This window comes from Vibrio sp. 070316B (assembly GCF_013114115.1).
In the GTDB taxonomy this organism is placed as follows: domain Bacteria; phylum Pseudomonadota; class Gammaproteobacteria; order Enterobacterales; family Vibrionaceae; genus Vibrio; species Vibrio chagasii_B.
Map to the genome: position 1 here is coordinate 1 of NZ_VTYC01000008.1, position 26,131 is coordinate 26,131.

General features: G+C 42.8%; 24 protein-coding genes and 1 riboswitch. Of the genes, 10 read left to right on the forward strand and 14 right to left on the reverse strand.

Going from position 1 to position 26,131, the window contains the following annotated elements; genetic code table 11:
- Window positions 1-174, forward strand: a 174-nt coding sequence (locus tag F0251_RS08505) for a transposase (RefSeq protein WP_171730787.1), incomplete at its 5' end; no start/stop codon positions are given.
- A 445-nt stretch (window positions 175-619) separates the two neighbouring features.
- Window positions 620-2,161 (forward strand): sodium:alanine symporter family protein, encoded by a 1,542-nt coding sequence (locus tag F0251_RS08510; protein ID WP_061034339.1) that lies wholly within the window; start codon window positions 620-622, stop codon window positions 2,159-2,161.
- A gap of 88 nt (window positions 2,162-2,249) precedes the next feature.
- On the opposite strand, the gene F0251_RS08515 is transcribed toward F0251_RS08510, so the two are convergent.
- Window positions 2,250-2,435, reverse strand: a complete 186-nt coding sequence (locus F0251_RS08515; protein WP_171730788.1) for a hypothetical protein — start codon at window positions 2,433-2,435, stop codon at window positions 2,250-2,252.
- Window positions 2,436-2,757: 322 nt separating this feature from the next.
- Window positions 2,758-3,492 carry a hypothetical protein gene (locus F0251_RS08520; RefSeq protein ID WP_061034340.1) on the reverse strand — a complete coding sequence of 245 codons (735 nt, stop codon included), beginning with the start codon at window positions 3,490-3,492 and terminating at the stop codon, window positions 2,758-2,760.
- Between the two features lie 608 nt (window positions 3,493-4,100).
- Window positions 4,101-4,220: riboswitch (glycine riboswitch) on the forward strand.
- Between the two features lie 130 nt (window positions 4,221-4,350).
- Between F0251_RS08520 and F0251_RS08525 the strand changes: the two genes are divergently transcribed.
- The 3 genes from F0251_RS08525 (at window position 4,351) to F0251_RS08535 (ending at window position 7,306) form a co-directional block, all read left to right on the forward strand.
- Entirely contained in the window at window positions 4,351-5,721 is a 1,371-nt protein-coding gene (locus tag F0251_RS08525) for a sodium:alanine symporter family protein (protein ID WP_171730789.1), read from the forward strand.
- A gap of 326 nt (window positions 5,722-6,047) precedes the next feature.
- Window positions 6,048-6,848: a winged helix-turn-helix domain-containing protein gene (locus tag F0251_RS08530; RefSeq protein WP_061032644.1), complete on the forward strand. Its 801-nt coding sequence runs from the start codon at window positions 6,048-6,050 to the stop codon at window positions 6,846-6,848.
- Window positions 6,845-7,306, forward strand: a complete 462-nt coding sequence (locus F0251_RS08535; protein ID WP_061032645.1) for a hypothetical protein — start codon at window positions 6,845-6,847, stop codon at window positions 7,304-7,306. The genes F0251_RS08530 and F0251_RS08535 overlap by 4 nt, the downstream gene beginning before the upstream one ends.
- A gap of 646 nt (window positions 7,307-7,952) precedes the next feature.
- Here F0251_RS08535 and istB read toward each other — a convergent pair.
- Entirely contained in the window at window positions 7,953-8,675 is a 723-nt protein-coding gene (gene istB, locus F0251_RS08540) for an IS21-like element ISVch3 family helper ATPase IstB (RefSeq protein ID WP_171730790.1), read from the reverse strand.
- An 11-nt stretch (window positions 8,676-8,686) separates the two neighbouring features.
- Window positions 8,687-10,219 (reverse strand): IS21 family transposase, encoded by a 1,533-nt coding sequence (gene istA / locus F0251_RS08545; RefSeq protein ID WP_171730791.1) that lies wholly within the window; start codon window positions 10,217-10,219, stop codon window positions 8,687-8,689.
- A gap of 360 nt (window positions 10,220-10,579) precedes the next feature.
- Here istA and F0251_RS08550 point away from each other — a divergent pair, with 360 nt between their 5' ends.
- Complete coding sequence (locus tag F0251_RS08550; protein WP_061032646.1) at window positions 10,580-12,061, forward strand: aerolysin family beta-barrel pore-forming toxin; 1,482 nt, start codon at window positions 10,580-10,582, stop codon at window positions 12,059-12,061.
- A 116-nt stretch (window positions 12,062-12,177) separates the two neighbouring features.
- Here F0251_RS08550 and F0251_RS08555 read toward each other — a convergent pair whose 3' ends face one another.
- Complete coding sequence (locus F0251_RS08555) at window positions 12,178-12,813, reverse strand: LysE family translocator (RefSeq protein ID WP_061032647.1); 636 nt, start codon at window positions 12,811-12,813, stop codon at window positions 12,178-12,180.
- Between the two features lie 298 nt (window positions 12,814-13,111).
- On the opposite strand from F0251_RS08555, the gene F0251_RS08560 reads away from it, so the two are divergent.
- Window positions 13,112-14,590, forward strand: coding sequence for a carboxypeptidase M32 (locus F0251_RS08560; protein WP_171730792.1), 1,479 nt, complete (start codon window positions 13,112-13,114; stop codon window positions 14,588-14,590).
- 65 nt (window positions 14,591-14,655) lie between these two features.
- Here the strand turns inward: F0251_RS08560 and F0251_RS08565 are convergent, their stop codons facing one another.
- From F0251_RS08565 to F0251_RS08575, 3 genes are all read right to left on the reverse strand, one after another.
- Entirely contained in the window at window positions 14,656-17,745 is a 3,090-nt protein-coding gene (locus F0251_RS08565) for an HD domain-containing phosphohydrolase (RefSeq protein WP_171730793.1), read from the reverse strand.
- 369 nt (window positions 17,746-18,114) lie between these two features.
- Complete coding sequence (locus F0251_RS08570) at window positions 18,115-19,119, reverse strand: metal-dependent hydrolase (RefSeq protein ID WP_105057220.1); 1,005 nt, start codon at window positions 19,117-19,119, stop codon at window positions 18,115-18,117.
- Between the two features lie 225 nt (window positions 19,120-19,344).
- Window positions 19,345-20,154, reverse strand: a complete 810-nt coding sequence (locus F0251_RS08575) for a sulfite exporter TauE/SafE family protein (protein ID WP_061032658.1) — start codon at window positions 20,152-20,154, stop codon at window positions 19,345-19,347.
- A gap of 319 nt (window positions 20,155-20,473) precedes the next feature.
- Between F0251_RS08575 and F0251_RS08580 the strand changes: the two genes are divergently transcribed.
- Both F0251_RS08580 and F0251_RS08585 read left to right on the forward strand, forming a co-directional pair.
- Window positions 20,474-21,451: a DUF1852 domain-containing protein gene (locus F0251_RS08580; RefSeq protein WP_061032659.1), complete on the forward strand. Its 978-nt coding sequence runs from the start codon at window positions 20,474-20,476 to the stop codon at window positions 21,449-21,451.
- A gap of 69 nt (window positions 21,452-21,520) precedes the next feature.
- Entirely contained in the window at window positions 21,521-22,549 is a 1,029-nt protein-coding gene (locus F0251_RS08585) for a methionine synthase (RefSeq protein ID WP_105057221.1), read from the forward strand.
- A gap of 117 nt (window positions 22,550-22,666) precedes the next feature.
- Here the strand turns inward: F0251_RS08585 and F0251_RS08590 are convergent, their stop codons facing one another.
- Entirely contained in the window at window positions 22,667-23,104 is a 438-nt protein-coding gene (locus F0251_RS08590; RefSeq protein ID WP_061032661.1) for a MarR family winged helix-turn-helix transcriptional regulator, read from the reverse strand.
- An 84-nt stretch (window positions 23,105-23,188) separates the two neighbouring features.
- Between F0251_RS08590 and F0251_RS08595 the strand changes: the two genes are divergently transcribed.
- Window positions 23,189-23,635: a hypothetical protein gene (locus F0251_RS08595; protein WP_105057222.1), complete on the forward strand. Its 447-nt coding sequence runs from the start codon at window positions 23,189-23,191 to the stop codon at window positions 23,633-23,635.
- A gap of 44 nt (window positions 23,636-23,679) precedes the next feature.
- Here F0251_RS08595 and F0251_RS08600 read toward each other — a convergent pair whose 3' ends face one another.
- The 5 genes from F0251_RS08600 to F0251_RS08620 form a co-directional block, all read right to left on the reverse strand.
- A complete protein-coding gene (locus F0251_RS08600) occupies window positions 23,680-24,162 on the reverse strand; it encodes a tetratricopeptide repeat protein (protein WP_061032663.1) in 483 nt (160 codons plus the stop codon).
- 27 nt (window positions 24,163-24,189) lie between these two features.
- Window positions 24,190-24,741 carry a class IV adenylate cyclase gene (gene cyaB, locus F0251_RS08605; RefSeq protein WP_061032664.1) on the reverse strand — a complete coding sequence of 184 codons (552 nt, stop codon included), beginning with the start codon at window positions 24,739-24,741 and terminating at the stop codon, window positions 24,190-24,192.
- Window positions 24,742-24,830: 89 nt separating this feature from the next.
- On the reverse strand, window positions 24,831-25,223 hold the full coding sequence (locus F0251_RS08610) for a hypothetical protein (RefSeq protein WP_061032665.1): 393 nt from the start codon (window positions 25,221-25,223) through the stop codon (window positions 24,831-24,833).
- A 64-nt stretch (window positions 25,224-25,287) separates the two neighbouring features.
- Entirely contained in the window at window positions 25,288-25,659 is a 372-nt protein-coding gene (locus tag F0251_RS08615) for a RidA family protein (RefSeq protein WP_116871969.1), read from the reverse strand.
- Window positions 25,660-25,669: 10 nt separating this feature from the next.
- On the reverse strand, window positions 25,670-26,101 hold the full coding sequence (locus F0251_RS08620) for an N-acetyltransferase (RefSeq protein ID WP_116871968.1): 432 nt from the start codon (window positions 26,099-26,101) through the stop codon (window positions 25,670-25,672).
- Window positions 26,102-26,131: the final 30 nt, after the last annotated feature.

Here is a 26,131-nt window from a genome sequence, read left to right on the forward strand (position 1 = left end):
CTGAGTCCTTATCTTCACGGCATTCTCGCATCGGCAAGTTATCCGCTCAACACCTGCACATTGGAAGGGATAAACAACAAGATAAAGCTAATCAAGCGAATGGGGTATGGGTATCGAGATACAGACTACTTCTTCTTGAAGATAAAAGCGGCTTTCCCCGGAAAGCCGCGATGAACCTTTTTTAATCCCCCCGACTTGCTCCTTCCCTTGTAAGAGACTTTTCAAAGCCTCCCAAAAACAAGCGTTACATCAAAGCTCATCTATTTTAGCTATCAATTTAACCGCCAATCTATATGCTTTTTCAAACTCAAAAATCATCGACTTATACCCAAAAGACGACAAAACACGAATTATTGTAAATTTATTGTAAAAATTTCTTTGACGGCATTAGTTTTATGTATAGGGTTATCAATAAGACGTGGTAAGCCGAATATCATAGTCTTGTTGGTTCACGTGCCAAAAGGATCTCCATATAAAACGTGATTAGTAGTGATATTTATCTCGCATTTCGACTTGGCTACAGAGCATTTTGTCGCTATCGAAGAAATAAATAAGCTATTGAAATATAAGACAAACACAACATAAGCAAACATAAATTAATAAAAAGACAGGGAAAACCATGAAAAACATAAGAGAATTATTTTTTGGGTTTATATTATTGTTTAGTTCCAGTGCATTTGCAGAAGATGGATCATTTAATCAAGCTATCAGTAACTTAAGCAAAAGTGTTGATGGATTTTTCAACGACTACACAGGATGGTTCGTTGGACTCATATTTAAAAGTGTACCGGTTGGCGAAGCCAACTTCCCTATTATTGTTGGCTGGTTATTACTCGCTGCGTTGATCTTTACTGTTTACTTTGGCTTCGTCCAATTTAAGCGAGTCGGTATGGCTGTAGATATCATTAGAGGCAAGTACACAGACCCTAACTCAAAAGAAGACGGCGAAGTTTCCCATTTTCAAGCTTTAACTACTGCCCTTTCTGGAACCGTCGGTCTTGGTAACATCGCAGGTGTAGGTGCTGCACTCGCCATTGGTGGCCCTGGTGCAACATTCTGGATGATTTTGTGTGGCCTTCTTGGTATGGCTTCAAAATTCTGTGAGTGTACGTTGGGTGTGAAATACCGAACTATCTTACCGTCAGGTGTGGTTTCGGGTGGTCCAATGTACTACCTGAGCCAAGGCCTAGGTGAGCGCGGATTGGGTGGACTGGGTAAAGCACTTGCGATCGGCTTTGCACTGATGTGTATCTTGGGTTCACTTGGTGGCGGTAACATGTTCCAAGCTAACCAAGCTCATGCAATGCTAACGTATGCCTTTGATATCCCAAGTGAGTACGGTGTTATCACTGGCCTTGTACTAGCTGCTTTAGTTTTCTCTGTGATTGTTGGTGGTATGCCTTCTATTGCATCGGTAACAGAAAAAGTGGTTCCTTGGATGGCTGCGCTATATATCGGTATGGCTGTAGTTGTTATCGGTTCTAACCTTGATCAAGTTGGCCCTGCTTTCAGCGCAATCTTTACAGGTGCATTTACTGGCGAAGGTGTTGTTGGTGGATTCATTGGTGCGTTAATTCAAGGCTTGAAGCGTGCAACCTTCTCGAACGAGGCAGGTGTTGGTTCTGCGGCAATTGCTCACTCAGCAGTAAAAACAAAAGAGCCAATTACTGAAGGCCTAGTGTCACTACTAGAACCGTTCGTTGATACCGTAATCATTTGTACGATGACAGCATTGGTTATCACTATCGCTGGCCTAAACACAGGTCCATTCGATGGTTCAGGTTTAACAGGTGTAACTCTAACTGCGGCGTCGTTTACTGAAACTGCAGGTTTCTTCAAATACACCTTAGCACTAGCCGTTATCATGTTTGCATTTTCTACTATGATTTCTTGGTCGTACTACGGTCTTAAAGCATGGACTTACCTATTCGGTGAAGGAAAGGCTACGGAACTGGTTTTCAAAGTGATGTTCTGTGTGTTCGTTGTGATTGGTGCAACAATCCAATTTGGTGCGGTAATCGACTTCTCTGATGCAGCTATCTTTGCGATGTCTATCTTTAACATCCTAGGTCTATACTTCTTGATGCCTGTTGTTAAGAAAGAGCTGCAATCATTCGTTGCTCGTGTGAAATCAGGTGAAATCAAAACCTACGAAAAGTAATCACTCGCTAATTAACACTGTTCTAAAAGTCTTGGCGATACCCTTTGCTTGAGAAAGCGAGAACAGAACAATGGCTTAGTCAAAATCCCTACCAGTTTTGCTTGTGGGGATTTTTTGTACCTAAATTTTCTTGTTCACGCTGCTTAGGATTTCGGCATACTTTTATACGGTCCACCACCTCTTCTACTTCAATCACATATGGTTTCGTTAATGGCGAATTACAGTCGTCAAAACAATAAGCTACGGTGCAATTCTCACACAGATATTCATTCATGGTTTATCCCTGTCCATTGAGATGGTCTAATCAAAGAATGACAACAGACCGCATGTTCATCCTAGAACACCGCTATTATGCTGTTTATCAACCCTATAAATACGCGTGCAAAGTCACCAAATATTCAATTAATCACATATTAAAAATATTTTGCGGCTCTAATCACGAATAGCTTGGTAATAGTGTGAAAACGGTTATGAACCATTCTGCAAAACTGAAACAGAAGAAATAAGCCATCTGGAACGAAAAACGCCCACACCATTTTCATGATGTGGGCGTTTGAATTGCTACTGCTAAAGACGAATGAATTAAAGGTTTGAGCTTATAAACCCATCTCTTCGGTTAGCGTTTTGATTTGCTTGAGATCCATGGTGTGGACTTCGATCATTTGTCTGATGTCACTTAGGCGAGAGTTCGCGTTATCTTGCTTCTCACATGCGTCAGATTTTGCATCCCATGAAGTGCCGTCTAAGAACACATCACACGCTTTCTTAAGTGAACCAAGATTCTGTTCGATTTCGTCTCTTTCTTTCTCTAGCTTTTCTAGCTCTTGAGATATTTGTAATTCTTTACGGAACAGTTCGCGAGAGCGTTCAAACAAAGTCGACTGCATATCCGCCTGACGGTTTAGCTTTTGATTATCTTGCTCTGTTTTATCTAATGTCTGTTTCTGCTCGTTTAACTGCTGCTCTAACGAATAGTTCGCTTTCTCTAACACGGCAGACTGCTTGGCTAACTCTTGAAGCTCTTTTTGATGCGCTTCTGCTTGCTCGGCCAAAGCCGCTTCAACCTTAGCATCAATTTCTGTATCAACTTTCGCCACTTTAGCTTCAACAGAAGACACCAACTGTGTTTTGCTTTCACTCAATTCTTGATAACGAGCTTCGAGTACCTGATAAGTGGACTCCCACTTAGAAGCCGTCACTGTCGAACCGATTAAGCCACCCAGTGCTAAACCTATAACCGCAGCAATGCCGATATAGAGCTGACTGCGCTTATCGCGTTCTTCAATAACAACCACTTCATCTTGTTCGCTTTGTCCAGATTGCTGGTTCACTAGCGGGTACTCCCAAAAATATGTTTAACGTTACGCGGTCACTGGCACTAATACCAATACTGATTTTGTAGGTTCAGTTAAACCTATCGCTCAAATCACAAGTGCTTGAGCTTTAGTAACACGTTCATCCCATCTGCTCACAGACGGTTTAACGAGTTAACTCCGAAATCATCAAGCTGGCAGTATACAAAAGGAAGCTGCTAACGATAACTATCACTACCCATTTTTGTACTTTTTCATTCGTCCGATAACGAAACAGTACAAATGCCAACGCCAACAAAAAAACAATCGCTATTAGTCGAGTCATAAATCCTCCTTGTTTCCCTATTTTATACCATTTAAATAAGCAAGTTACGTCAGAGTCGCGTTGTTTGATCATTTAGTTGAACAACATTTGTGCAAACAGATATTTTGTAGCTGACATCACATTTTATATGATTTAGGATACGCCTACAGATTACCTAAGCATTTAGGTAATTGTTCCGATGAAGACTGCAGGAGAGTGGTTTTTAACTAAACTTTAACATTTAGTTAGATTGACCCGCCGAAGAAGTAAATCTTTCAGGTGCTTTATGCTGGAGAAATCCAGAAAAGTGAGGACTGTCGTTGGAGGAACCTCTGGAGAGAACCGTTAGATCGGTCGCCGAAGGAGCAAGCTTAGTGCCCGTTACTTATCTGTAAGTGATTCGCTAAGTGAAACTCTCAGGCAAAAGGACAGAGGAGTGGAAAGCAACAAGCCTTAATTAACAAAAGAATTCTACCTAGAAATCCGTATGTATTAAGTAGTGCTACCGATCCCTGTGATCTGCACTGCCTTCCCTCTTCTCCTTAAATTTTTTAATTTATTAAGGGGAATCTATGAACCACCTACAAGCTACACTACAAACCATCAACCAATTCGTTTGGGGACCACCACTGCTTATTCTGCTAGTGGGTACAGGTATCTACTTTACTTTTCGCTTAGGCTTACTCCAGTTTAGACACCTCCCAACCGCGCTAAAAATGGTATTCAGCAAAGACAAATCCGGTACGGGTGACGTATCAAGTTTTGCCGCTTTATGTACCGCGCTTTCAGCGACCATTGGTACTGGTAACATCGTTGGTGTAGCGACCGCAATCAAGATTGGTGGCCCTGGTGCCCTATTCTGGATGTGGCTTGCCGCTGTATTTGGCATGGCGACAAAATACGCAGAATGTCTACTTGCCGTTAAGTACCGCAGAACCGATAGCAATGGCGAAATGGTTGGCGGCCCTATGTACTACCTTCAATACGGTGTTGGCTCAAGAATTTTGGCGGTAATGTTCGCTGTCTTCGCACTCGGCGTTGCTTGCTTCGGTATCGGTACCTTCCCACAAGTTAACGCGATCTTGGACGCAACTGAAATCTCATTTGGCGCTCCACGTGAAATGTCGGCAATCGTTTTAACAATCTTGGTGGCAGTGGTAACGCTTGGTGGTATTCAATCTATCGCTAAGGTGGCAGGAAAAGTGGTTCCGACCATGGCGGTTATGTACATCGTTGCGTGTTTGAGCGTTCTGGTTTCAAATGCAGACCAACTACTGAATGCCATTACCCTTGTTGTTACCTCTGCGTTTACCAACACAGCAGCAACAGGCGGTTTCTTTGGTGCGAGCATCATGCTTGCTATTCAATCGGGTATTGCTCGTGGTGTATTCTCTAATGAATCTGGTCTAGGTAGCGCACCCATGGCTGCGGCGGCTGCAAAAACAGATTCATGTGTGAAGCAAGGTCTTGTCTCTATGACAGGTACCTTCTTCGACACCATCATTATTTGTACGATGACAGGTTTGGCGCTTATCTTAACCGGTGCTTGGCAGACTGACCTTTCTGGTGCTGCAATGACCACTCATGCATTTGCTATTGGTCTGAATGCAGACACGCTCGGCCCTATGCTGGTTTCTGTTGGTCTAATCTTTTTTGCGTTTACTACGATTTTAGGTTGGAACTACTACGGCGAGCGCTGTGTTGTTTTCTTGCTAGGAACTAAAGCAGTCCTACCTTACAAGATTATCTTCATTGCGTTGGTGGCTTCTGGTGCATTCTTGAAGCTCGACATGATCTGGATAATGGCAGATATCGTGAACGGCCTGATGGCAATTCCAAACCTAATCGGCCTTATCTTGCTACGCCACGTCGTTATCGAAGAAACTAAGCTGTTTTTCAAACCATTATCTTCTTCTAGTGATTATAAAACTGTAAAAGCCTAATCGACATAAATTGCAAAATAAAAGCCAAAGCCCACAATCAAATGTGGGCTTTTTATTACCTAAGTAAATAAAAAATTTAATTAACTAAAAGATTACTTAAAACAATTACCCCAAATATTATAAGACCTTTTAAATAGCAACTCGCACTAATAAAACGAAAGCTTAATTAGTCATTACTTATATTTAATGATTGTTAAATATTATGTATTTTCAAGAAACCAAAAAAATTCAAGAAAAAGCAACATGTGGCTTTTATTCATATATAAGTCAGTTTATAGTCGCTAACATTGTTGAGATAATTATAATAAAAATAAAACGTTGGCTATATGATCAAATTTGACCCTATAACAAATCGTATTTATAACGACGATCGTTCCATTAAAATTGGATATCGAGAAACACGAGTCTTAGAGCTTCTTCTTAAACACGCGCCCGATATTGTGAGTAAGCAAGATATTATTAACTACGCTTGGGGTAACGAATTCATAGGGGATACTTCTCTCGCGAAAAGTATCAGCTTGCTGCGGCAAAAGTTCGTTAAGCTTGGGACTAAAGATTCACCAATAGTGACAGTTCCAAAGGTCGGTTACCGCCTCATAGACCATTGTGTTTGTATCGAATCTACTGTGGACGATACAAGCATTACTGCGCCTGAAGATACAACTCCGCCGTTGCCTTTACCTGACAGCGAAGTTAAGGCGACCTCAGGCGAAAAGCACAACGGAACCCAAGCACTGTCCGTCTATCGTAAAATTGCCTATTCAAAGAATCTTGTGTGCTATTTTACTGCTAGCGTGCTGCTAGCAGCATCAATCGCATTGGCATTCAGTAAATTTCACGACAAGAGTCTCCATGAAGTCAAACCTTCTGATCGTCTGACCGAGTATTGGATAGGTCAACTACAGATATATCAAGACCCTCAAATGACCCTAACCCCAGAGTTGAAAAGGATTCTTAACAAGTATCAATGTGACTGTATTGCTTACATCAGCGAAGAACCTGGCTATTCTGAACTTGCGATACTCAATAAAGTGACTCGTAAATCAGTGAATATTTTTTACAACCCATCACAACTGGACAAAGCCAGTAAAGAGATTGAGCTATTCCTAGAAAAGGGGTCATTATGATGCCATTTATTGCCGTCTTCTCCGCACTAATCTTGTTTGCAAGCGTATGGAGTATTCCTGATTCTCACAAACTTGAAGATCACAGTTACCAACATAGTATGATCGATTTACTCGCTGAAGATAACGTATTGCGAAGCGATGGGTTCACTAAAATTAGGGACAACAAAGTACTGCATATCGTCTCCATTCAAGACGACAAAATACCAAACCCTATCGTTCTTCGCTTCCAGGGAAATGTGGGATACTCTAAGTCATTCAGTTTTGCGATTGCTGGCACGATAGACTTACTGTCTGTACAAAAGATAAATGAGGCAATGAATGACAACTTGTTATCGCCATACCTTTTGTTGAACAATGATCCACTAACGTTGAATATTGATATTTTAAGCACCAATGAAGCATTTGCCATTATTCGGAGTTGCAATACAGGACGTACCCAGCTTTTAGCCAAACGCTGACTTCTACGGTTAACCCATAGTAAATTCTCTTCAAACCATATTTTATTAAAATGGATTTCGACTCAGTTCGAAATCCTCCCCTCTTCTACCCCTTATTTATCTAACTTTCCATCCTTAAAACTAACACGTCTCATAATTGAAAAAGTCTCTATATTAAGCTTTATCGATTAGACATACATCGTCACTTCATAATACGGTCTCACAAAATAATTGAAGTAAGATCTCATTATTAGTCCCAATTGAATACCCATAGAAACGACTTAATATTATTTCCAAATGATATGTTTGAGAATAATTATCGATTCAATAACGCCCATCGTTCATTCTCATCCCTCATGCCGACCCGTCATTTACAACGACGCTTATTATTTGGTAATCCATGGTAAATCACGGAAACATCTTTAACGTCAAAACCACATTAACGTACATCGAATCCTAAAAAAGTTTCATTTTTCTAAATTCATTATGAAGTGCGCCGAGGAAATCTCTCTTCGTTGCATCAAAATTTCATAAAATATTAATAGAATTATTACAAGGTATTGATTTATATGCGTATTTCGGTGATTGCGATCGCTCGTTTCGGTTTATTCCGATCACTTGATCCTGCCGTTTTTCTCTCTTCCTATTTTTACTCTAAGTGATCGGATTACGCCAGTTTTCTCATCGACTCACCTCCTAGTTCTATTCGATGACTATTGTGTACCAGCCGATCCATTAGAGCGTCTGCGACAGTGGCGTTACCGATCATGTTGTACCACTCCTTTACAGGTAACTGACTGATGACGATCGTGCTGCTGTTTTGGTAACGATCTTCAAGCACTTCTAATAAGTGACCTGCATGCTCTTGGGTTAGCTTTTCCATCCCCCAGTCGTCGAGGATTAGTAGAGCTTTCTTAGCCAACGATTGAAGTTGCTTTTGATAGCTACCATCCAGACGACCTGCGGTCAGGTCATCAAGCAGGCGAGTTAATCGGTAGTATCTGACCGTGTGTTGTTGGTCGCAGGCACTGGTTGCCAGTGCGCAGCCAAGATACGTTTTGCCAGCACCTGTTGGGCCTGTGATCAAGATATTCTGGTGCTTATGTAGATAACTGCCCGTTAGAAGTTCGCTCATCTGTTTACGATTGAGATTTCGTCCCTCCTTGTAGATGAGTTGGCTCGGCTGAGCATCCACTCTCAGTTTGGCTTGTCGTTTTAAGCGTTGGATTTTTGTCTGATTGCGATTCAAGATTTCACTTTCCAGAAGTAGGCTTAGCCTTTCCTCGAAGTCCAGCTCTGCGTAGGTGCTCAGTTGTTCTTGTTGCTGCTCTAACGCTTTCACTGCATGGCTCAAGCGGAGGGTTTTGAGTTGGTCGTTCAGTGCGTTCATTTGTATTTCTCCTAGTGATAACAGTTCGGGCCACGGACATTGCTATGAACAAGGTTCGGCGTGCTCGTGTTGTCTTTGCTCAGTTGTCCTTCACGATTGTTCTTCAGTAGATTGTTGATGAAGGTGTAGTTCGGTTTTGTCAGCATCAGCGTATCTTTACAGGCTTGCTCTAAGCGCGACTCGCCATGCGCTTTACTCAGATTGAGCAGCCCAAGACAGGAGCGATACGACTGCTCTGGATGAGGCTTGGAGTAGAGCATCTTATTGACGACTTCTCGTGTGGCTGGGCCGATATTGGCTCCCCAGTTGAGCAGGCGTCCAGGCGACCACTTCTGATGTTGATGATTACTCGGCATGTGCTCTGGTTGGGTGCTGTTTCCGCGCTCTCTTTGGCTGCGTGGATGCTGGGCTACCAAGTTACCTTGATGGTAGATCTGCACCAGACGGTTGGAGGCTTCCAGTTCGACATGGTGACCAACAAGTTGATGTGGCACCGAGTAGTAGTGGCGGCGATATTCGATGTGATAATCAGGCCCAACCTTGGCTCGCTTGGTTTCGGTATAGAGGTATCGCTGCTTAGGTAGCGGCTTTAACGCTGGCTTATCGAGTTTGTCGAACAGCGCTTTGCGGCTCGCACCATACTGTTTCATCTCACGTTCGTTTAAGTCATTCATAAGCTCACGGATGGCAAGGTTTAGCTCTTTGAAGGTATGGAAGGTTTGATGTCGTAGTCGCATCATGATCCAGCGTTCCACTAGGAGCACGGCATTCTCTGCCTTGGCTTTGTCTTTCGGTTTGTAAGGGCGAGCTGGCATCACTGCGGTTTGATAGTGATTCGCCAGTTTTTGATAACTGTCGTTAAGTCTCGGCTCATAACGATTGGCTTTGGTGACCGCGCTACGTAGATTATCGGGAATCAAGAGCTGTGGTACACCACCGAAGTGCTCGAACGCATTGGCATGCGCCTCTAACCAGTAAGACTTACCTTGACTCGGGAAGGCTTCAACATAGGTGTAATTGGACGCACCTAAGGTCGCCACGAACACTTCTGCTTCGCGCACTTCACCTGTATCAGGGTTGACCACTTGAAGCCGAGGCCCACAGTAATCGATAAACAGCTTGTCACCTGCCACATGGAGCTGGCGCATGCTGCGCTTTTGGGTTTTGAACCAACGAGTGAAGTGCTCGCAGAACTGAGTGTAAGCGTAAGCTTGTTCTTGATATTGCTCATGGTATTCCTGCCACAACAACATCTTTGTCATACCTTTACGTCTGAGTTCGACTGCGTATTGAGTGAAGTCTGGCATGACTTTATCGCGACTGGCTTTCTTGCCGTGATACAGCGCTTGCGTGAGATCAGCATCGCTGCAACTTTCGGGTAGAGGCCAGCCAAGTTGGCTTTGTTTAAAGCGAGTAAGGAGTTCCGATATGGTGGACGGGCCGAGTTTCAGGCAAGAAGCGATACCACGATTGGAGAGACCGCAGTCGTACTTAAGGCGTAATACCTCTTTGATTTTGTTCATTGGAGTTCTCTTTTTGGCCATTGTCGCTTCCTTACGTTCTTGTTTATGAAGTAAAGAATAGCGAGCTATTGATTTAAAAGAGAAAAAGGAAGGATTTCGGGCATTCCGATCGCGGTTTTCGCTATTCCGATCACCGATTTCGGAGTTAGGCTAAAAGTGATCGGATAATCGCGGAATCAGTGATCGGTTTAAACCGAAATGGGTGATCGGATAATCCCGAAATGACTGATCGGAATGCTCCGAAATATGCATTTATAAGAACAAATTTATTCAATCATTTTCAGTATCGTTATTTTTATCATTATGAAAAAGTGAAATGGTCCTGTGTAAGCAAGGCAAAACAGAATTACCAATATAAAAAAGAAAATGAGGGGATTATTAGTGATCAGTAAAAATAAAAGTATCTTGGCAGCGGCAGTGTTGTCTGTACTATCGACCGGAGTAAACGCGAAAATATACCCAGATCAAATCGTGCGTGACAATTTAGGCGATGATGTTTGTCGCTCAGGTTATCGCCCGTTAGACCGCTTTGAAGCAGAAGAGCATAAAAACTCACTACTACCGCGCATGGGCACTTGGGATATTGTTGGCCTTAAAGACAACTGGGTAATTATGGGGCCGGGTTATTACGGGCTAATCAAACAAGATACGCCAAACGATAAAACCTTCTGCTACCCGAATGACTACCAATCAGAAATTCCAAACTACCCAGCTAAATCGGTGCCAGAAGGCGATGAAATTGATGTTGAGTATGGCCTAGTCACTGATCGCCAAGACTTTATACGTCCTCTAAGTTACTTGGCTCATTTCCTCGGGTACGCTTGGGTTGGCGGCAATAACAGCCCTTATGTCGGCGAAGATATGGTCATAGATCGTTCCGGCGATCGTTGGGTAATTCAAGGAAACAACAACGGCTCTTGTAGTGGGTATCACTGTGGTAATAAAACACAAATCATCGTTGATAATTTTACCTACACTGTTAACGATGACAACTTCTCGCACGGTGAGGTGACAGAGTCAGATCGCGAACTCATAAAAACAGTTCACGCAACCGCTAGAAACTATAGTGATATTGCACAGCAAGTTGTCGTTGACTTAAAAGTAGATGAGTCTACAAACTGGTCAAAAACAAACAGCTACGGTTTTTCTGAAAGCGTTTCTACTGAGAATACGTTCAAATGGCCTTTAGTTGGTGATACCAAGCTCACCATCAAATTTGAAGCGAATCAAAGCTTCGCAAAAACGAATGGCGGCTCTTCAAGTGAGACGGTAACGCTTCAAGCTCGTCCGATGGTTCCTGCTCACTCTGAGATCCCAATTAAAGTCGAGCTGTACCGTTCAACTATCTCGTACCCATACCAATTTAACGCCGATATTGCTTACGACGTTGAATTCTATGGTTTCCTTCGCTGGAGTGGCAACGCATGGCATACGCACCCGGACAACCGCCCTACTATCGGACATACGTTCACTATGGGTCGTACGAGCGATCACTCCGCTGACATTCGTTACCAGTGGGACCACCGCTACATTCCTGGCGAATCAAAATGGTGGGACTGGGGCTGGGCAATTAAAGAAGCAGGCTTATCTAACATGCAATACGCAACAGGCGGAAGCTTACGTCCCTTCCACTCTTACGTATCGGGTGATTTTTACGCAGAATCTCAATACGCTGGTACAATCGAAATTGGCCAAGCTAAACCGCTGAATGCAGGTGGTCTACGTTCTGAAAGCAGTATTGACGGCGAAAACCAAATAACTGAACAGCTTGGTAACATTGATGTAACGACCAACTTTGATGCTCAAGAACTGAGCGACCTAGGCTTTGAAGGGGCTGAGTTCAACGTTCGTCTAGCTGACTAATATAGTGTAGATACACGATAACAGAACGCTTACCCCGTAATACGATAAAGCCCACGCTAATTTGGTCACAATAACCTAGCGTGGGCTTTAATACGTTCATCACGAACCAGAAATACCTAAACCGGCTTTTCCATGAGAAGCTTAATGCCCAGCCCCACCAGCACTATGCCAGTCACACCTTCCATCCACTTCATAAAGCTCGCATTCTTTAGCAAATTTTTAGCCGAGTTAAGTGCACCAGCCAAGCCACATTGCCACAGCATAGCAATCATGAAGTGTACCGAAGCCATCAACATAGATTGTAATAACGGCGAACCTTCAGGGTTTACGAACTGAGGCAAAAAAGCCAAATAGAAAACCGCTGTTTTCGGGTTAAGCACATTAGATAAGAAACCTTCACGCATAGAACGTTTTGCGCTGTAGGCTTGATGAGTTTGCTCGCCAACCTTCAGCCCGCCACCATTTTTCATTAAGGCGCGTAAACTGCTTAAACCAAGCCAAATCAGGTAAACCGCACCCACCATTTTAACGGCTTGAAAGAGTTCAGCGGATTGAGCAAGAATCGCAGAGATACCCACTGCAGAGAAAAAGGCGTGCACATAAAGACCGCTACAGATACCAAAGCTGGTCATCACACCGTCAGATAAGCCAGAGCGACTGGTATTGCGAATCACCAATGCTGTATCCAAGCCAGGCGTTAACGTTAAAATAGTGATGGCAATCAGAAATGCCTCAAAGTTCAAAATATCCATATCATTATCATCTTTGTTTAGCGATCTATCATCAATACCGCTTATCTGCACATTTCGCAAGCAACAATTACCACCAGCTATACAAGTCACTGATTTTGTGCACAATGGTACAGTTTAATTTGTTAAGAAATAGTAAATTCAAGGCATCGTACCGCCTCACGCTTTTCTCGCTATATCTTCGACTACGAAGGTCAGCGCCATTAAAAAGCAGAGCCATAATCAAAGTACATGAGAGATGAAACTTAACGCTGACGCGGCCCTAAGGATCATTTAAAGAAACCAAATTAAGAGTAGTCAAATGAGCGCATTCAAAAAACTAGTCGAACACTCTCAAAAATGTTCACGCTTTCAACACCTAGCCTCTATCTGTGGCTGGGACCAAGCTTCAATGATGCCTGCTGGTGGTAACCAAGCGCGTAGCGAAGCGATGGCCGAGCTTTCGGTTCATGTTCACGGCCTAATGACTCAACCACAACTTGGCGATTGGATCGCAAACGCTGAAAACGAAGCGCTGAACAACGATCAACAATCATCACTTCGTGAAATAAAACGCCAATGGCAACAAGCTAACCTACTTCCAGAAAAACTGGTTCAAGCGAAGTCTCTAGCGGGCTCAAAGTGTGAACATGCGTGGCGTAGTCAACGTGGAAACAACGACTGGGTTGGCTTCGAAAAAAACTGGCGTGAAGTGGTTAAGCTATCTCGAGAAGAGGCTCAAATTCGTGCTGATGCAGCCAACCTAACACCTTACGATGCAATGCTGGATATCTACGAACCAGGTACTAGCTCTGCTTCACTGGACATCTTATTTGCAGATGTTAAAACATGGCTACCAAGCCTGATTGACGAAGTGATCGAAAAGCAATCGAGCGAGCAATTTAACGCTCCAAACGGTTTTTATGCTGCAGAAAAACAAAAAGCGCTTGGTTTAGAAGTCATGAAGTTACTTCAGTTTGACTTTGAACACGGCCGATTAGATGAAAGTGTTCACCCTTTCTGTGGTGGTGTTCCTACCGACGTGCGCATCACAACCAGATATGACGAAGCTGAATTCGTTCAAAGCTTAATGGGCATCGTCCACGAAACAGGTCACGCACGTTATGAACAAGGCTTACCTAAACACCTAGCAGGCCAACCTGCTGGTCAAGCTCGCTCCATGGGTATTCATGAATCTCAATCGTTATTCTTTGAGATGCAAGTTGGCCGCAGCGACCCGTTCATTGGGCACTTAGCGAACCTAGCTGGTCAGCAATTCTCAGGCTCAGAGTTTGAGAAAGAAAACTTCCAGAAGATCTACACTCGCGTGAAGAAAGACTTCATCCGTGTTGATGCCGATGAACTGACCTACCCTGCACACGTTATCTTACGTTACGAGATCGAACGTGACCTGATAAACGGCAAAATCAAACATACTGATGTTCCTGAACTTTGGAACACTAAAATGCAGTCTTACCTTGGTTTAAGCACTCAAGGCAACTTCACTAACGGTTGTATGCAAGACATCCACTGGACAGACGGCGCATTTGGTTACTTCCCATCTTACACATTAGGTGCGATGTACGCGGCTCAGTTCATGGCTTCAATGAAGAAAACGGTTGATGTGAACTCTGTGATTGAAAGCGGTGACCTATCCCCTATCTTCACTTGGTTAGAGTCGAACATCTGGAGCAAAGGCAGCCTACTAAGCACTGATGATTTGGTGAAAGGCGCAACAGGCGAAACTTTGAATGCGCAATACTTCAAAGATCACTTGAGAAGTCGTTATTTGAAAGGTTAAGCATAGCGACCAGTAGACGTTAGAACGATGTTCTACTGGCTCGTTTCTGGACAAATCTTTTGGGATTATGAAAGCTTGTCTACATACCCCTCGATATCAACATCATCAATTAGTACGTCTGGTAAGTAGCGCTTAGCATAACTTAGATAAGCTCCGCTAGTGAGCAATAATTTAAACACGTCTTTATCAATGTGCCCGCCTAACGCCATTTTCGACATGATGTGGATAGCCTCACTTAGCGATTTGGCTTTCTTATAAGGTCGGTCGGCAGCGGTTAGCGCCTCAAAAATATCAGCTACTGCAAGAATACGTTCAGGAATCGACAACTCTTCCCCAGTCAAGCCTCTCGGATAACCAAAGCCTTCCATCGCCTCATGGTGAGTCGTCGCATAACGAGGAACGCGCTCAAGCTCTGGCGGGAATGGGATGCTCTCCAACATTTTGATTCCACTTATCATGTGTTCATTAATCTTAAAGCGTTCTTCTGTCGATAATGTTCCACGCTGTACAGCTAAGTTATATAACTCACCGTGGTTATAGAGAATATCGGGCACCTTCATATTGATGCCAAACTCAGGGTCGATATAAAACGGCTGTTCACGTTCAATCACATGTTCAGGGCGATCGGTCAGTAATTTCTCTACTGCCGGTGTCGCTTTAGACTGATAACGCGCTTCCTCTAATGGAGATAAACCCAATCCGCGATCGAAGTATCGCACCCACTCTTTCTCAGCCAGTTCATGCAGACGCGCAATATCTTGATCAGACATGAATTCTGCCCCTACGTTAGCGGTGGCAATAAACTTAAACTCTTCGGTGAGTACCGCAAACTCTTGTTGTAATACTTGTTCTGGCTGCCCATCAATGCCCAATTCTTGCAATTTTTTGAGCAAGTATTGGATTTGTACATCTCGCCAAAGCACCTCAAAGCGCATACGAACTTCGTGGATTCGGTTATAGTTGGTTTCTAGTTTACTGCCTTTATCGACCACAAACTCTGGCGTCGCAATTTTGCCACAATCATGCAGCCAAGCCGCGATACGAAACTCACGTCGTTCTTCGTCATTTTCAAAAGCAAATCCTCTAAACGAACCTTGCTCGGATTTCTCGGCGGCTTCCGACAACATCAGAGCGATCTCTGGCACACGGTTACAATGGCCCGCTGTATAGTGAGATTTTTCATCGATCGCGCGCGCGATAAGTTGAATCACAGACTCAAAAAACTCATTTTGACGCTGCTCAAATTGCTGTAGCGAATGACTACCTCTCATCAGAGATAGACCAAGCTGATGAATTTCTTCAATACGGGAATGAATACGCTGCACTTTTTCGTACTCACGATCTTTAACAAACCTGACCTGTTTTCTTAATGCATTAATTGGCTCCGAGATAGGCTTTGCCATTACCCACGCAATTGGAATTAAAAGAGTAAGCACAAGGAATGATGCACCGACTGAGTAAACTACCGTTTCATTTACGCCTGCCATTAAGTAGGCTTTAGGGATCACAACAGCAAAATAACGTCCCTCTTTATGTGTCAATTTAGCAACATAGACATATTTCTCTACACCATGGACTGGTACCAAGCGCACTGAGTTAACAAATGCTGGCTCTCTTGCGAATTCAAGAAGTTCCTCGTATGGCACAAAAGTATAGGTCGATTGAGCTGTACTACCCTTAAACCATTTTTCACGCAGATATTTTCTCTGCTCTGGCGTAATAGCGCTGACCGCAAGATTAATAATCTCAACTAAAGCTCTTTGATCTTCATTAACTAAATAATAAAAGGCGTTCGGAATGTTGGGCCCTTTAATCAAATTAATTACCAAATTTTGGCGGAACGTTTCGCGTATCTTGTTTCTCAAAATTTGTCGAATATCGAGCACAGCAACAATATCGTCATTCAATACACCATCAATCGCATCGTGCAACGAAGCGTAATTAATGATGCTCATTTGCGAGTAAGCTTCTTTCAAATCATCTTGAATGCTCCACCCTTTAAGCAAACCAATTCGACTTTGCTTTACTTGCTCTAGGGTATTGATGTGTTGATTTGCCTTTTTAGTCAGAAAAGCAAACTTAGCGTGATATAGAGGTTTACCAACCACACCAATACTAGAAAGATCGTCTTGAGCGGCAATGGAGTGAAGAATGTCAATATTGCCGCGACCAAAGTCTTTCACTAACTCATCCCAGCTACGGCCATTCACAAACTTAAATTTTAAGCCTGTCATTTCCGATACCATCTTGAATAAATCTATTGCGAATCCATTTGGACGCCCACCCACGGCAAAGTCGACCGGGCCCCAGTTATTTTGGTTTGACACTGTTAGTTCCGGAGCTTGCTCAACTAACATTCGCTGCTCATCGGTCAAATTAACTGGTGAGACTAGCGGTAATCGCCCTTCAATATCCACCATCTTATTCGTTGCAATCAATTGCCCATTTTCTTGATAGATAAAGGCTTCAGCCTCTGAGGTCTTCTTATTCTTAACAAATCGATTAGTCAATTGCGCTTCTAAAGAGGAAAGAAGGATATCCACACCCACCACAGTTTTTGAACCCGGCACTTTGATCGAAAAAGTTTCACCTGAGACTTTTAGCGTATTAAACAAGTAAGGCGATGTGTTGTAAGTTTCATCATATTCAGCATTTTCAAACCAACTGCGCTGGGTGGGGATAAAATTACTGAACTCATTTGAAATATGTCGTGAAATAAAATTCTCATCGTAATAAATACTCACCTTACTACGTTCTCGATTTACTCCGCGGTGAACTATGAGCAACCACTTATCGCCGGGTTTTGCCTGCACACGTGAACGAATTTCCTTAGAAGAAAGATTAATCAGTTGGAAGAAATCGTTATTTTCTTTAGCCACAAAAATACTGTGGATGCTAGGTTCTCTCACTAGCAATTGAGACAAAGGGACAATGACACTCTCTTCCGGTGTATCCACGCCGATCAGAGATACCAATTGCGCGCCTCTCCGCGTTACGTTGTCAGCTAAATTTTGAAGACTAGATAAGTGGCTGGATACGCCAGTTGCAATAGTTTGATATTGAGTAAGGGTGTGTTGTAGCTCTGTTTTTTTCGCAAAATGGTATTGCAAGAGGATAGCAACACTGGCCGTCACGAGAGTGCAAAAGACAAACATCCCCCCTAACACTGTCCTTAACGATATACGCGTGTATTTTTTCTTCATTTTTATTGGAACAACTCAGTGCCTTAATATTTCAACTTACTACAGTATCGTTTAAGAATAACTTTGAAGCCAATGATAAGTATCCCCATTACATCAATAAAAGCTCCTTCGTAATGGGGCACCTATATCCTAACAACCTAGAAAATTGCCAACAATGGAAACAAGTCTTTCTGCTTCTATTAATTTGAGTATCGTGAATATTGATACTCAAGAACTAATTTTAGGTCGTATTAACTCTAAAATTATCAGTAGCTAAGTCATAAACGAATAAAAAGGCTGAGCAGATTATCTGACTCAGCCTTTTTACTTTTCAAAACTAGATCATTTATCGCCATTGAGCATACCGAAGAAGATCTGTCTCGACTCTGGCGTGTTGTCTCTGTGCGTTTCGTATTTTACATACGTATTTGCATCAACAGCTTTTGATAGTTTGATGCTCCATAGTGCTTTCATTTGATTAGGTACAATTGAATATCGGACATCGATAATGCGTAGAGCGTCTGTTGGATCCTGAGCAATATAACCATTCGAGAACCAACGGAAGCGTTCAATGTCTTTTGCTTGCTGTGAATTAGGATCGAGCCACGGGAAATCCTGACTCACATTCAGTTTCGCAATAGAGTCTCCAGGATAAGTTTTAACGGAGGTGCCGACTCGAACAGCATCTACGTAGTATCGAGATTCTGTTTCGTACACCACTTTCCACACTAAGATATTCGCAAAGCTCGGCTTGGCTTCTAACCGAATAGGAGTATGTTGGCGTTCTTGCGCTAATTGCCATCCTATCGCTTCTGCTCTATCCCTTTGTATCATGCCTAACGTCGGATAAATCAAAGCCCACAGAAACGCAATACGCGCTAACCAAGGGGCTCGCTTCCATGTCGCCAACACCAACAATATTAAGATAGGAATGGTATAGACAGGGTCGATAATCGAAATGGTATTCCAAGCATAACGTTCGTTGGTGAACGGCCAGAACAGTTGAGTGCCATAAGTGGTACAAGCATCTAACAGTGCATGAGTACCGTATCCCAATGCACAAAACAGCCAATTTTGTTTAAAAGAAAGCCCACATCTTTTTGCAATCAGATGATGTAGAACCAAGGCACAGATCAAACTGCCAATGGGAATAAAGAACAGTGAGTGGGTAAATTGTCGATGAAATTCCAAAGCCAATAAAGGGTCACTTTGAGACTTAATCAATGCATCTAAATCTGGTGCCAACCCGGAGAGCAAACCTAATACCCCAGCAACAACCAAATGTTGTTTTTTACTCGCCGATTGTGACAAAGAAGCGCCTAGCACGCCCTGCGTTAACGGATCCATAAATCACCCACTTTTAGCATTCCCTTGAACTGAACAAGTACATTTAGCTATAGCAGTGGATTGTCATAACCAAATGATTTTATCAATATACTCATGTACATAGCTGTATAAGCATAGACCGATAAACAAAAAAAGAGCAGTTATGAAAATGCCCTTTTCTCATTATTGGTGGTTGATCAATTTATTCGGTTTTGCTCTATATATTGATACTTGAACGATCTTCAATTAACGAGCCACCATACTTGCCGCGATAACAACCAACAGTACTGAGAAGATCTTCTTGATGGTTGGAACGGGTAAATGGTTTGTTGCTTTTGCACCTAAAGGTGCGGTGAACCAAGACGTGCACACAATACCCAGCAGCGCAGGCAGATAAACAAAGCCAGCAAAACCGTCGGTTAGCGCAAAGTGGCTGCTGCCCGATGCGATGTAGCCGATTGAGCCAAATAGCGCGATCACAATGCCACACGCAGACGCACAACCGATCGCCTTTTTCATATCGACCGAAAAGAACGTTAATAGCGGGACCAGCAATGCACCGCCACCAATCCCTATCATTGCAGACAAGCCGCCAGTAATGGTCGTCAGAACCGTTAATACACCTTTATTCGGTAGCTTTCGTTCCTTAGGTGCGTCATTTTTGCTGCTTAAGAACATCTTGATCGCAATAAGAACCACGCTCACGGCAAACACAATACGAACAACTTTCTCGGGCAACAGAGCCGCCATAAAACCACTAATCAGTGCGCCCAGAGCAACACCAAGCATGATCCAAGGCGCAATATTCCAAGGCACATTTCCATTCTTATGATGAGCTAGCGCAGAAGAAGTTGAAGTAAATAGAATCGAGGCCAGCGAAGTGGCAATTGCAGCAACAACAACTTGGTCGGACGGTAGAACGTCTAAATACAGTAAAATGCTGCTTAGCACCGGCACAATGATCAGCCCTCCGCCAATGCCTAACAAACCGGCTAGAAACCCAACACCACTGCCTAATAACGCACAGTAGAAAATCAACAACAGCAATTCACTCATTTCATCCATCTCTTAATTAAATTAATTGTCTTAAATAACACACAATTAATGTGGTTATATTTCCATCAAGATAATTAATATAACTGACACCAGCTTTGATTTTCAAACAGATAGATCATGAATATTCCTCATGTTGATTGTGAAGTATTACCATTGTTAATCCTCCCACCTTCCAAGTATAAAAATATTAAGCGATTAACTTAATGCGACATATTTAAAGAATATAGCCAGCACTCTTAATATGGTCACAAGCGAAAATAACGCACTGATATAAAAGACCGAGAGAAAGTCAGACAACGAATTGGGAAGTCAGAACAGTATGAATAACGAATTTAATTTTACGATTAAGAGCATCAGCCTCGACGAAAACTACACACCCGCAGACAGTACACGTATCACAACAAACTTTGCTAACTTGGCTCGCGGTGAAAGCCGCCAAGCGAACTTACGTAACGCTTTACAGATGATTGATAATAGCTTCAATGCCTTAGCTCATTGGGATAACCCTAAGGGCGACCGCTACTCTGTTGAGCTTGAAATCATTTCTGTTGATATGGACATTGAAAGCAACGGCGAAGCATTCCCTTCAATTGAAGTGCTAAAAACCAATATTCTGGACCACAAAACGAATGAGCGCATTGAAGGTATTATCGGGAATAACTTCTCTTCTTATGTTCGAGATTATGATTTCAGCGTATTACTTTTAGATCACAATAAAGGCCAAGATAAATTCAGTATTCCAGCCGATTTTGGTGATTTGCACGGCAAGCTGTTTAAATATTTCGTTAACTCTCAAGCGTACAAAGAGAACTTTAAGAAACCACCTGTTATTTGTTTGAGTGTTTCAGATAATAAAACCTATTACCGAACTGAAAATCAACACCCTGTATTAGGCTTTGAATACCAACCTAACGAGTCTTCTTTAACTGAACAATATTTCAAGAAGATGGGATTACAGGTTCGTTATTTCATGCCGCCAAATAGTGTTGCTCCTCTGGCTTTCTATTTCTTTGGTGATCTGCTGAACGATTACTCTAACCTAGAGCTTATAAGCACCATCAGTACCATGGGTACGTTCCAGAAAATCTACCGCCCTGAAATCTACAACGCGAATGCTGTTGCAGGTAACTGTTACCAACCAAACTTGAAAAACTTGGATCACTCACTGACTCAAATCGTGTATGACCGTGAAGAACGAAGCAAGCTAGCTGTTGAACAAGGTAAGTTCGCAGAAGAAAACTTCATTAAGCCATACCAGTCGGTACTAGAAAACTGGTCTGCCAACTACGCGCTGTAATCGTTCGATTTTACTCGCAATAGGAAACATACGCTCCACTTTTGGAATCTAAGGACAGGCAGAATTATTATGAAAACACTATTACCGACTTCAACAGCAGGCAGCTTGCCTAAGCCGTCTTGGCTAGCACAGCCAGAAACACTTTGGTCTCCATGGAAACTGGAAGGCGATGAACTCACAGACGGCAAACAAGATGCGCTGCGTGTGTCTCTGCATGAACAACAGCAAGCAGGCATCGATATCGTGAGTGATGGCGAACAAACCCGCCAACACTTTGTAACGACCTTCATTGAACACTTGAATGGTGTTGATTTTGAAAAGCGTGAAACCGTTAAGATCCGAGATCGTTATGATGCAAGTGTACCGACAGTGGTTGGCCCAGTTTCTCGTCAGAAATCCGTGTTTGTTGAAGATGCGAAATTCTTACGTCAGCAAACCGACCAACCGATCAAATGGGCTCTGCCGGGTCCTATGACCATGATAGATACACTTTACGATGCACATTACCAAAGCCGTGAAAAACTGGCGTGGGAATTTGCAAAGATCCTCAACGAAGAAGCCAAAGAATTAGAAGCTGCAGGCGTTGATATTATTCAGTTCGATGAGCCTGCATTTAACGTGTTCTTTGATGAAGTGAATGATTGGGGTATCGCTTGTTTAGAAAGGGCCATTGAAGGGCTTAAATGCGAAACCGCAGTACACATTTGCTATGGCTACGGAATCAAAGCAAACACAGATTGGAAGAAGACATTAGGCACTGAGTGGCGCCAATACGAAGAGGTATTTCCTAAGCTGCAGCAATCAAATATCGATATTATCTCTTTAGAGTGTCACAACTCTCATGTACCTCTTGAGCTGCTTGAACTAGTGCGAGGCAAGAAAGTCATGGTCGGTGCGATCGATGTTGCAACCGATTCGATTGAAACACCGGAAGAAGTAGCGAGCACTCTAAGAGAAACACTTAAGTATGTTGATGCAGACAAGCTCTACCCTTGCACCAACTGTGGCATGGCTCCCCTAACTCGCGAAATTGCCTCAGCGAAGCTCAATGCGCTAAGTGCTGGCGCAGAGATAGTTCGTAAAGAGCTTTCAGCTTAACGACTAATCTAAATAGAAAAGCTAAATCTTGAAGCCTAAGTATCGAATGGTGCTTAGGCTTCTGTATTCTTCTCAACTGCCACTCTCCATTTATCTAATCTCTTATCTATCAAACTCTTATCTATCTAAGAAGGTAGCCATCTTCTTCAGAGTAATTAGTGCCTTATCCAGCTCGTCTCTTTCAATGCCTTCTGCGCCACTTTCTGCCCATACTTCCTGTTTTTTATCTAATAGCGAATACGCTTCCTTGCCCTTTTCAGTCATGTTAACCAACTTTGCTTTTTTGTGATTCGGGTTATCAAGCCAAGTTAGCAGGCCATCTTTCACCATGATGTCGGTAACACGCTGTGTCGCTTGTCTGCTTTGCCCCATAATACGAGCAATTTGAGAAACCGTGACCAGCTCATCGGACTTTTCGATCGCCCCCATCACTTTCCATCTGGCACTGCTTAACCCGAATTCTTCGGTTAATTTGTCACCCTCAGCATTCAATAGACCACTGACCTTAAAGATCTCTAGTGCGATCTTTGTGAAAACTTCTCCATTCGTATCCATAACACTCACTTTGACAATATGCTGTCATTAAATTAGACTCAAACCAAATTGACAACATGTTACCAAAATAAAGGCGCAAATGATATGAAACCAATAATTCACAGAATAGCGGCATTAACAGCAACACTGTGTGTCGCTACATTCTTTACCAGCACACTACTTGTAGAGCTGTTTGGTACTTTGGAATCAGTGAAACTAGTCAAATCGATGATCGTTTTTCCGGGCTTGTTTGTTCTTGTCCCTGCCATTGCTATCACTGGTGCGACCGGTGCATCTATGGCAAAACAACGTAAAGGGAAAATAGTTGAACGTAAAAGTAAACGCATGCCAATTATCGCGTTCAACGGGATCGTTATTTTGATTCCAGCCGCGTACTTTTTGAATCAATGGGCAAGTTTAGGAGAGTTCGACTCAGTGTTTTATGGTGTTCAGGTTTTAGAACTGATAGCTGGTGCGACCAATCTAACACTGATGTCTTTGAATATTATGGACGGCAGAAAGTTTCGTCCAAAGAAAGTAAAGCAAGGCTAAGCTCATCGATTTTAAGCAAACAGATGAGCTTTATTGTCAGCAGCTTACCAAGTTTTATCTAAATCTTGAGCGTATAAGGAGATCGCTCGTTGGTACTCTTTGATCGCCTCACTATTGGTCGTAGAAACCAGCAACTCAAGCAACAGAGACGTCGCCTCTTTATGTCGACCTAAGTTGTACAAACACATTGCGTAGAACGGCTGAACTTCAAGGGAATCAGGATACTCAGACATAGTCTGTTCGAAATAGCTTAAAGCCTCAGTATACTGACCTAGGCTTCGGTAAGTGCTTGCTAAGCCAAACAACGCATCAAAGCGCTCTACCGAAGAAAGCCTCCCTTGCAAAGACAAAACATAATGCTCAATCGCCTGCTGTTCTTGACCTTGGTTGTCGTAAGACCAAGCTATCTGCAAGTGCGCCTTTGCTGCATAGTTTTCATCAGTGAGTAGCGTTGCCAGTAAGTCACGCGACGCTTGGTACTTTTCTTCTTTTCGCAACTCGATGGCTTGTTTGATAATGGTGTCCATAACTCTCCTTGACGCTTAAGCGCTGTGCTATGCGTTCATTTCTTCGAACATCTGTTTGTAAGACTGAGTTTGCAGTGCCGATTCAGTCAACCCAAATTTATTGGCTAACAACTCAAGATCACTTTTATACACAGACAACTTAGATTCATCGTCCGTCATAATTGCAAATTCGGCAAAATCACCGATACCCGCAAGACAATCGACCGTGATATGGAATTCTCCAACAAAGTAGATACTGCGAGTTTTCTGCGCTTTAAGAATCACTTCGTATCCCAAGTTCTCTAGCATACTCTTAGCATTCGACGCGTCGGTGATATTTGTCGCTTCACATCGGTCAGACTCTGGGCCTTTTACGATCCATAGCTTAATTCCTGAGGGCTCCATAGTGCGAATACACAAGCTTTTGTTCTGAGCCTGTAAGCTTCTATCAGGGCTATCGAAATACCAATCACATTCCTGATTGTCTTGCAGCATTACTTGATGAGGCATTAGGCTCAAAGTTTTCAAGAACTCAGACTTAGAACTAAGTCGATACTTCAGCTCAACCTCATATTTGCCTTTGAAATGGTCGTTGGTCATAAATTAGCTCGATGCAAAAAAGGCGATACTAGCACACGAACTAAATCTGAAATACAAACTGACGCACAACACAAACTAAAGCAATAGAACTATCTTCGACACGCTAACACACGGGTCCACTCTTCTTTGTTCATTGCGCCTTTCGGAAGGTAGATGTTACGTTTTTGCATCGCACCTTTTGTGTAGGAAAGCTTGATAAATGAGCCAATACCAAAAGGAAGAATACTTCCCTGTAACTTGATATCGCAAGCGTAGCCGTCGAAAAGAACATAACCGTTGGAGATTTCGAATGAAATGTTGTGGAGCTTCCACCAAAGCCCTACCGTCTTTATCGCTACAGCAACAGGGAATATCAACCCAGTGGTCCGCAAGGTTTGATTATCCCCGCCGGATAACCAATACACCAGCGCCACTAGAGCAGCTACGAATAACAACTCGAAAAATGCATACTTAATATAATTCAACTTGATACGGCTGTTCATAGATTTCTCGCGATCATGAAGGTGATTAGAGGTGTGACCGTTACGTTTATATTGATATGTCTGCTTAGAGTGCTGCCGTTATTTCAATTTCAACCTTTAAATCAGGGTGAATCAATTTAGATACCTCGACTAGAGAACAAGCTGGAAGATACTCTCCATAAAAGTCGAACAATAATTCTCGAAGACTGCCTAGTTCAGACATATCACAGATAAAGATCGTCAGCTTAATAAGATCACTGACTGCTCGCTGTTCATGCTCTAGTATTTGCTTGATCTGACTAAGTATCTCGTTCGTCTGCTCACCAATTCCTTGATCCTGTGAACTTGTGCCGTAAGCAGTCAAACCAGAGACATAGAGCGTACCGTTGTGCTTTGTCGCGTGAACATAAGGCCCAGCAATTGATGGCAAGCCTTGATAATTTATACGTTCAACCATTTCGTTTCCTTTATAGTCCAGTTAATTGCAGCTCCATTTCAACAAGCCCCTTCACTTCAGAAATTTTTGTAAAACCTTTTGATTGGTAAAGCTTAATCGCAGGGTTCTCACTGAATACACGCAGCACTAACTGATTCGATGCCTGACTGCTCGCATGTGCAATCACTAAATCCAAACACTTAGAGCCAAAACCTTTACCTTGGTATTCGGCTAATATCTGTAAATCTCGAAGGAACGTGATGTCACTGGTATAACTAAAGCGGACAACACCAATACGCATATCACCTACATAAACTTCATAGTTATCTAACTCGTCCCAACTGCGTAAAAACTGCTCATGACCCCAAACGATCCCGCGCGTATCGTAGTAAGGCGCCATATTCGTTTTGGTGATCGATTCAGCGAACTTAGGGTCTGAACCTTTGACCAACTTTACTTCCATATTGTGTCCTTTGTTTTCAAGTTGCTTCCT

What these genes read in the sequence shown, in the direction of transcription:
- F0251_RS08510 (WP_061034339.1), top strand. Translation starts at nt 620, where the DNA reads ATGAAAAACATAAGAGAATTATTTTTTGGGTTTATATTATTGTTTAGT.
- F0251_RS08515 (WP_171730788.1), bottom strand. Translation starts at nt 2,435, where the DNA reads ATGAATGAATATCTGTGTGAGAATTGCACCGTAGCTTATTGTTTTGAC.
- F0251_RS08525 (WP_171730789.1), top strand. Translation starts at nt 4,351, where the DNA reads ATGAACCACCTACAAGCTACACTACAAACCATCAACCAATTCGTTTGG.
- F0251_RS08530 (WP_061032644.1), top strand. Translation starts at nt 6,048, where the DNA reads ATGATCAAATTTGACCCTATAACAAATCGTATTTATAACGACGATCGT.
- F0251_RS08535 (WP_061032645.1), top strand. Translation starts at nt 6,845, where the DNA reads ATGATGCCATTTATTGCCGTCTTCTCCGCACTAATCTTGTTTGCAAGC.
- istB (WP_171730790.1), bottom strand. Translation starts at nt 8,675, where the DNA reads ATGAACGCACTGAACGACCAACTCAAAACCCTCCGCTTGAGCCATGCA.
- istA (WP_171730791.1), bottom strand. Translation starts at nt 10,219, where the DNA reads ATGGCCAAAAAGAGAACTCCAATGAACAAAATCAAAGAGGTATTACGC.
- F0251_RS08555 (WP_061032647.1), bottom strand. Translation starts at nt 12,813, where the DNA reads ATGGATATTTTGAACTTTGAGGCATTTCTGATTGCCATCACTATTTTA.
- F0251_RS08560 (WP_171730792.1), top strand. Translation starts at nt 13,112, where the DNA reads ATGAGCGCATTCAAAAAACTAGTCGAACACTCTCAAAAATGTTCACGC.
- F0251_RS08565 (WP_171730793.1), bottom strand. Translation starts at nt 17,745, where the DNA reads ATGTTTGTCTTTTGCACTCTCGTGACGGCCAGTGTTGCTATCCTCTTG.
- F0251_RS08570 (WP_105057220.1), bottom strand. Translation starts at nt 19,119, where the DNA reads ATGGATCCGTTAACGCAGGGCGTGCTAGGCGCTTCTTTGTCACAATCG.
- F0251_RS08575 (WP_061032658.1), bottom strand. Translation starts at nt 20,154, where the DNA reads ATGAGTGAATTGCTGTTGTTGATTTTCTACTGTGCGTTATTAGGCAGT.
- F0251_RS08580 (WP_061032659.1), top strand. Translation starts at nt 20,474, where the DNA reads ATGAATAACGAATTTAATTTTACGATTAAGAGCATCAGCCTCGACGAA.
- F0251_RS08585 (WP_105057221.1), top strand. Translation starts at nt 21,521, where the DNA reads ATGAAAACACTATTACCGACTTCAACAGCAGGCAGCTTGCCTAAGCCG.
- F0251_RS08590 (WP_061032661.1), bottom strand. Translation starts at nt 23,104, where the DNA reads ATGGATACGAATGGAGAAGTTTTCACAAAGATCGCACTAGAGATCTTT.
- F0251_RS08595 (WP_105057222.1), top strand. Translation starts at nt 23,189, where the DNA reads ATGAAACCAATAATTCACAGAATAGCGGCATTAACAGCAACACTGTGT.
- F0251_RS08600 (WP_061032663.1), bottom strand. Translation starts at nt 24,162, where the DNA reads ATGGACACCATTATCAAACAAGCCATCGAGTTGCGAAAAGAAGAAAAG.
- cyaB (WP_061032664.1), bottom strand. Translation starts at nt 24,741, where the DNA reads ATGACCAACGACCATTTCAAAGGCAAATATGAGGTTGAGCTGAAGTAT.
- F0251_RS08610 (WP_061032665.1), bottom strand. Translation starts at nt 25,223, where the DNA reads ATGAACAGCCGTATCAAGTTGAATTATATTAAGTATGCATTTTTCGAG.
- F0251_RS08615 (WP_116871969.1), bottom strand. Translation starts at nt 25,659, where the DNA reads ATGGTTGAACGTATAAATTATCAAGGCTTGCCATCAATTGCTGGGCCT.
- F0251_RS08620 (WP_116871968.1), bottom strand. Translation starts at nt 26,101, where the DNA reads ATGGAAGTAAAGTTGGTCAAAGGTTCAGACCCTAAGTTCGCTGAATCG.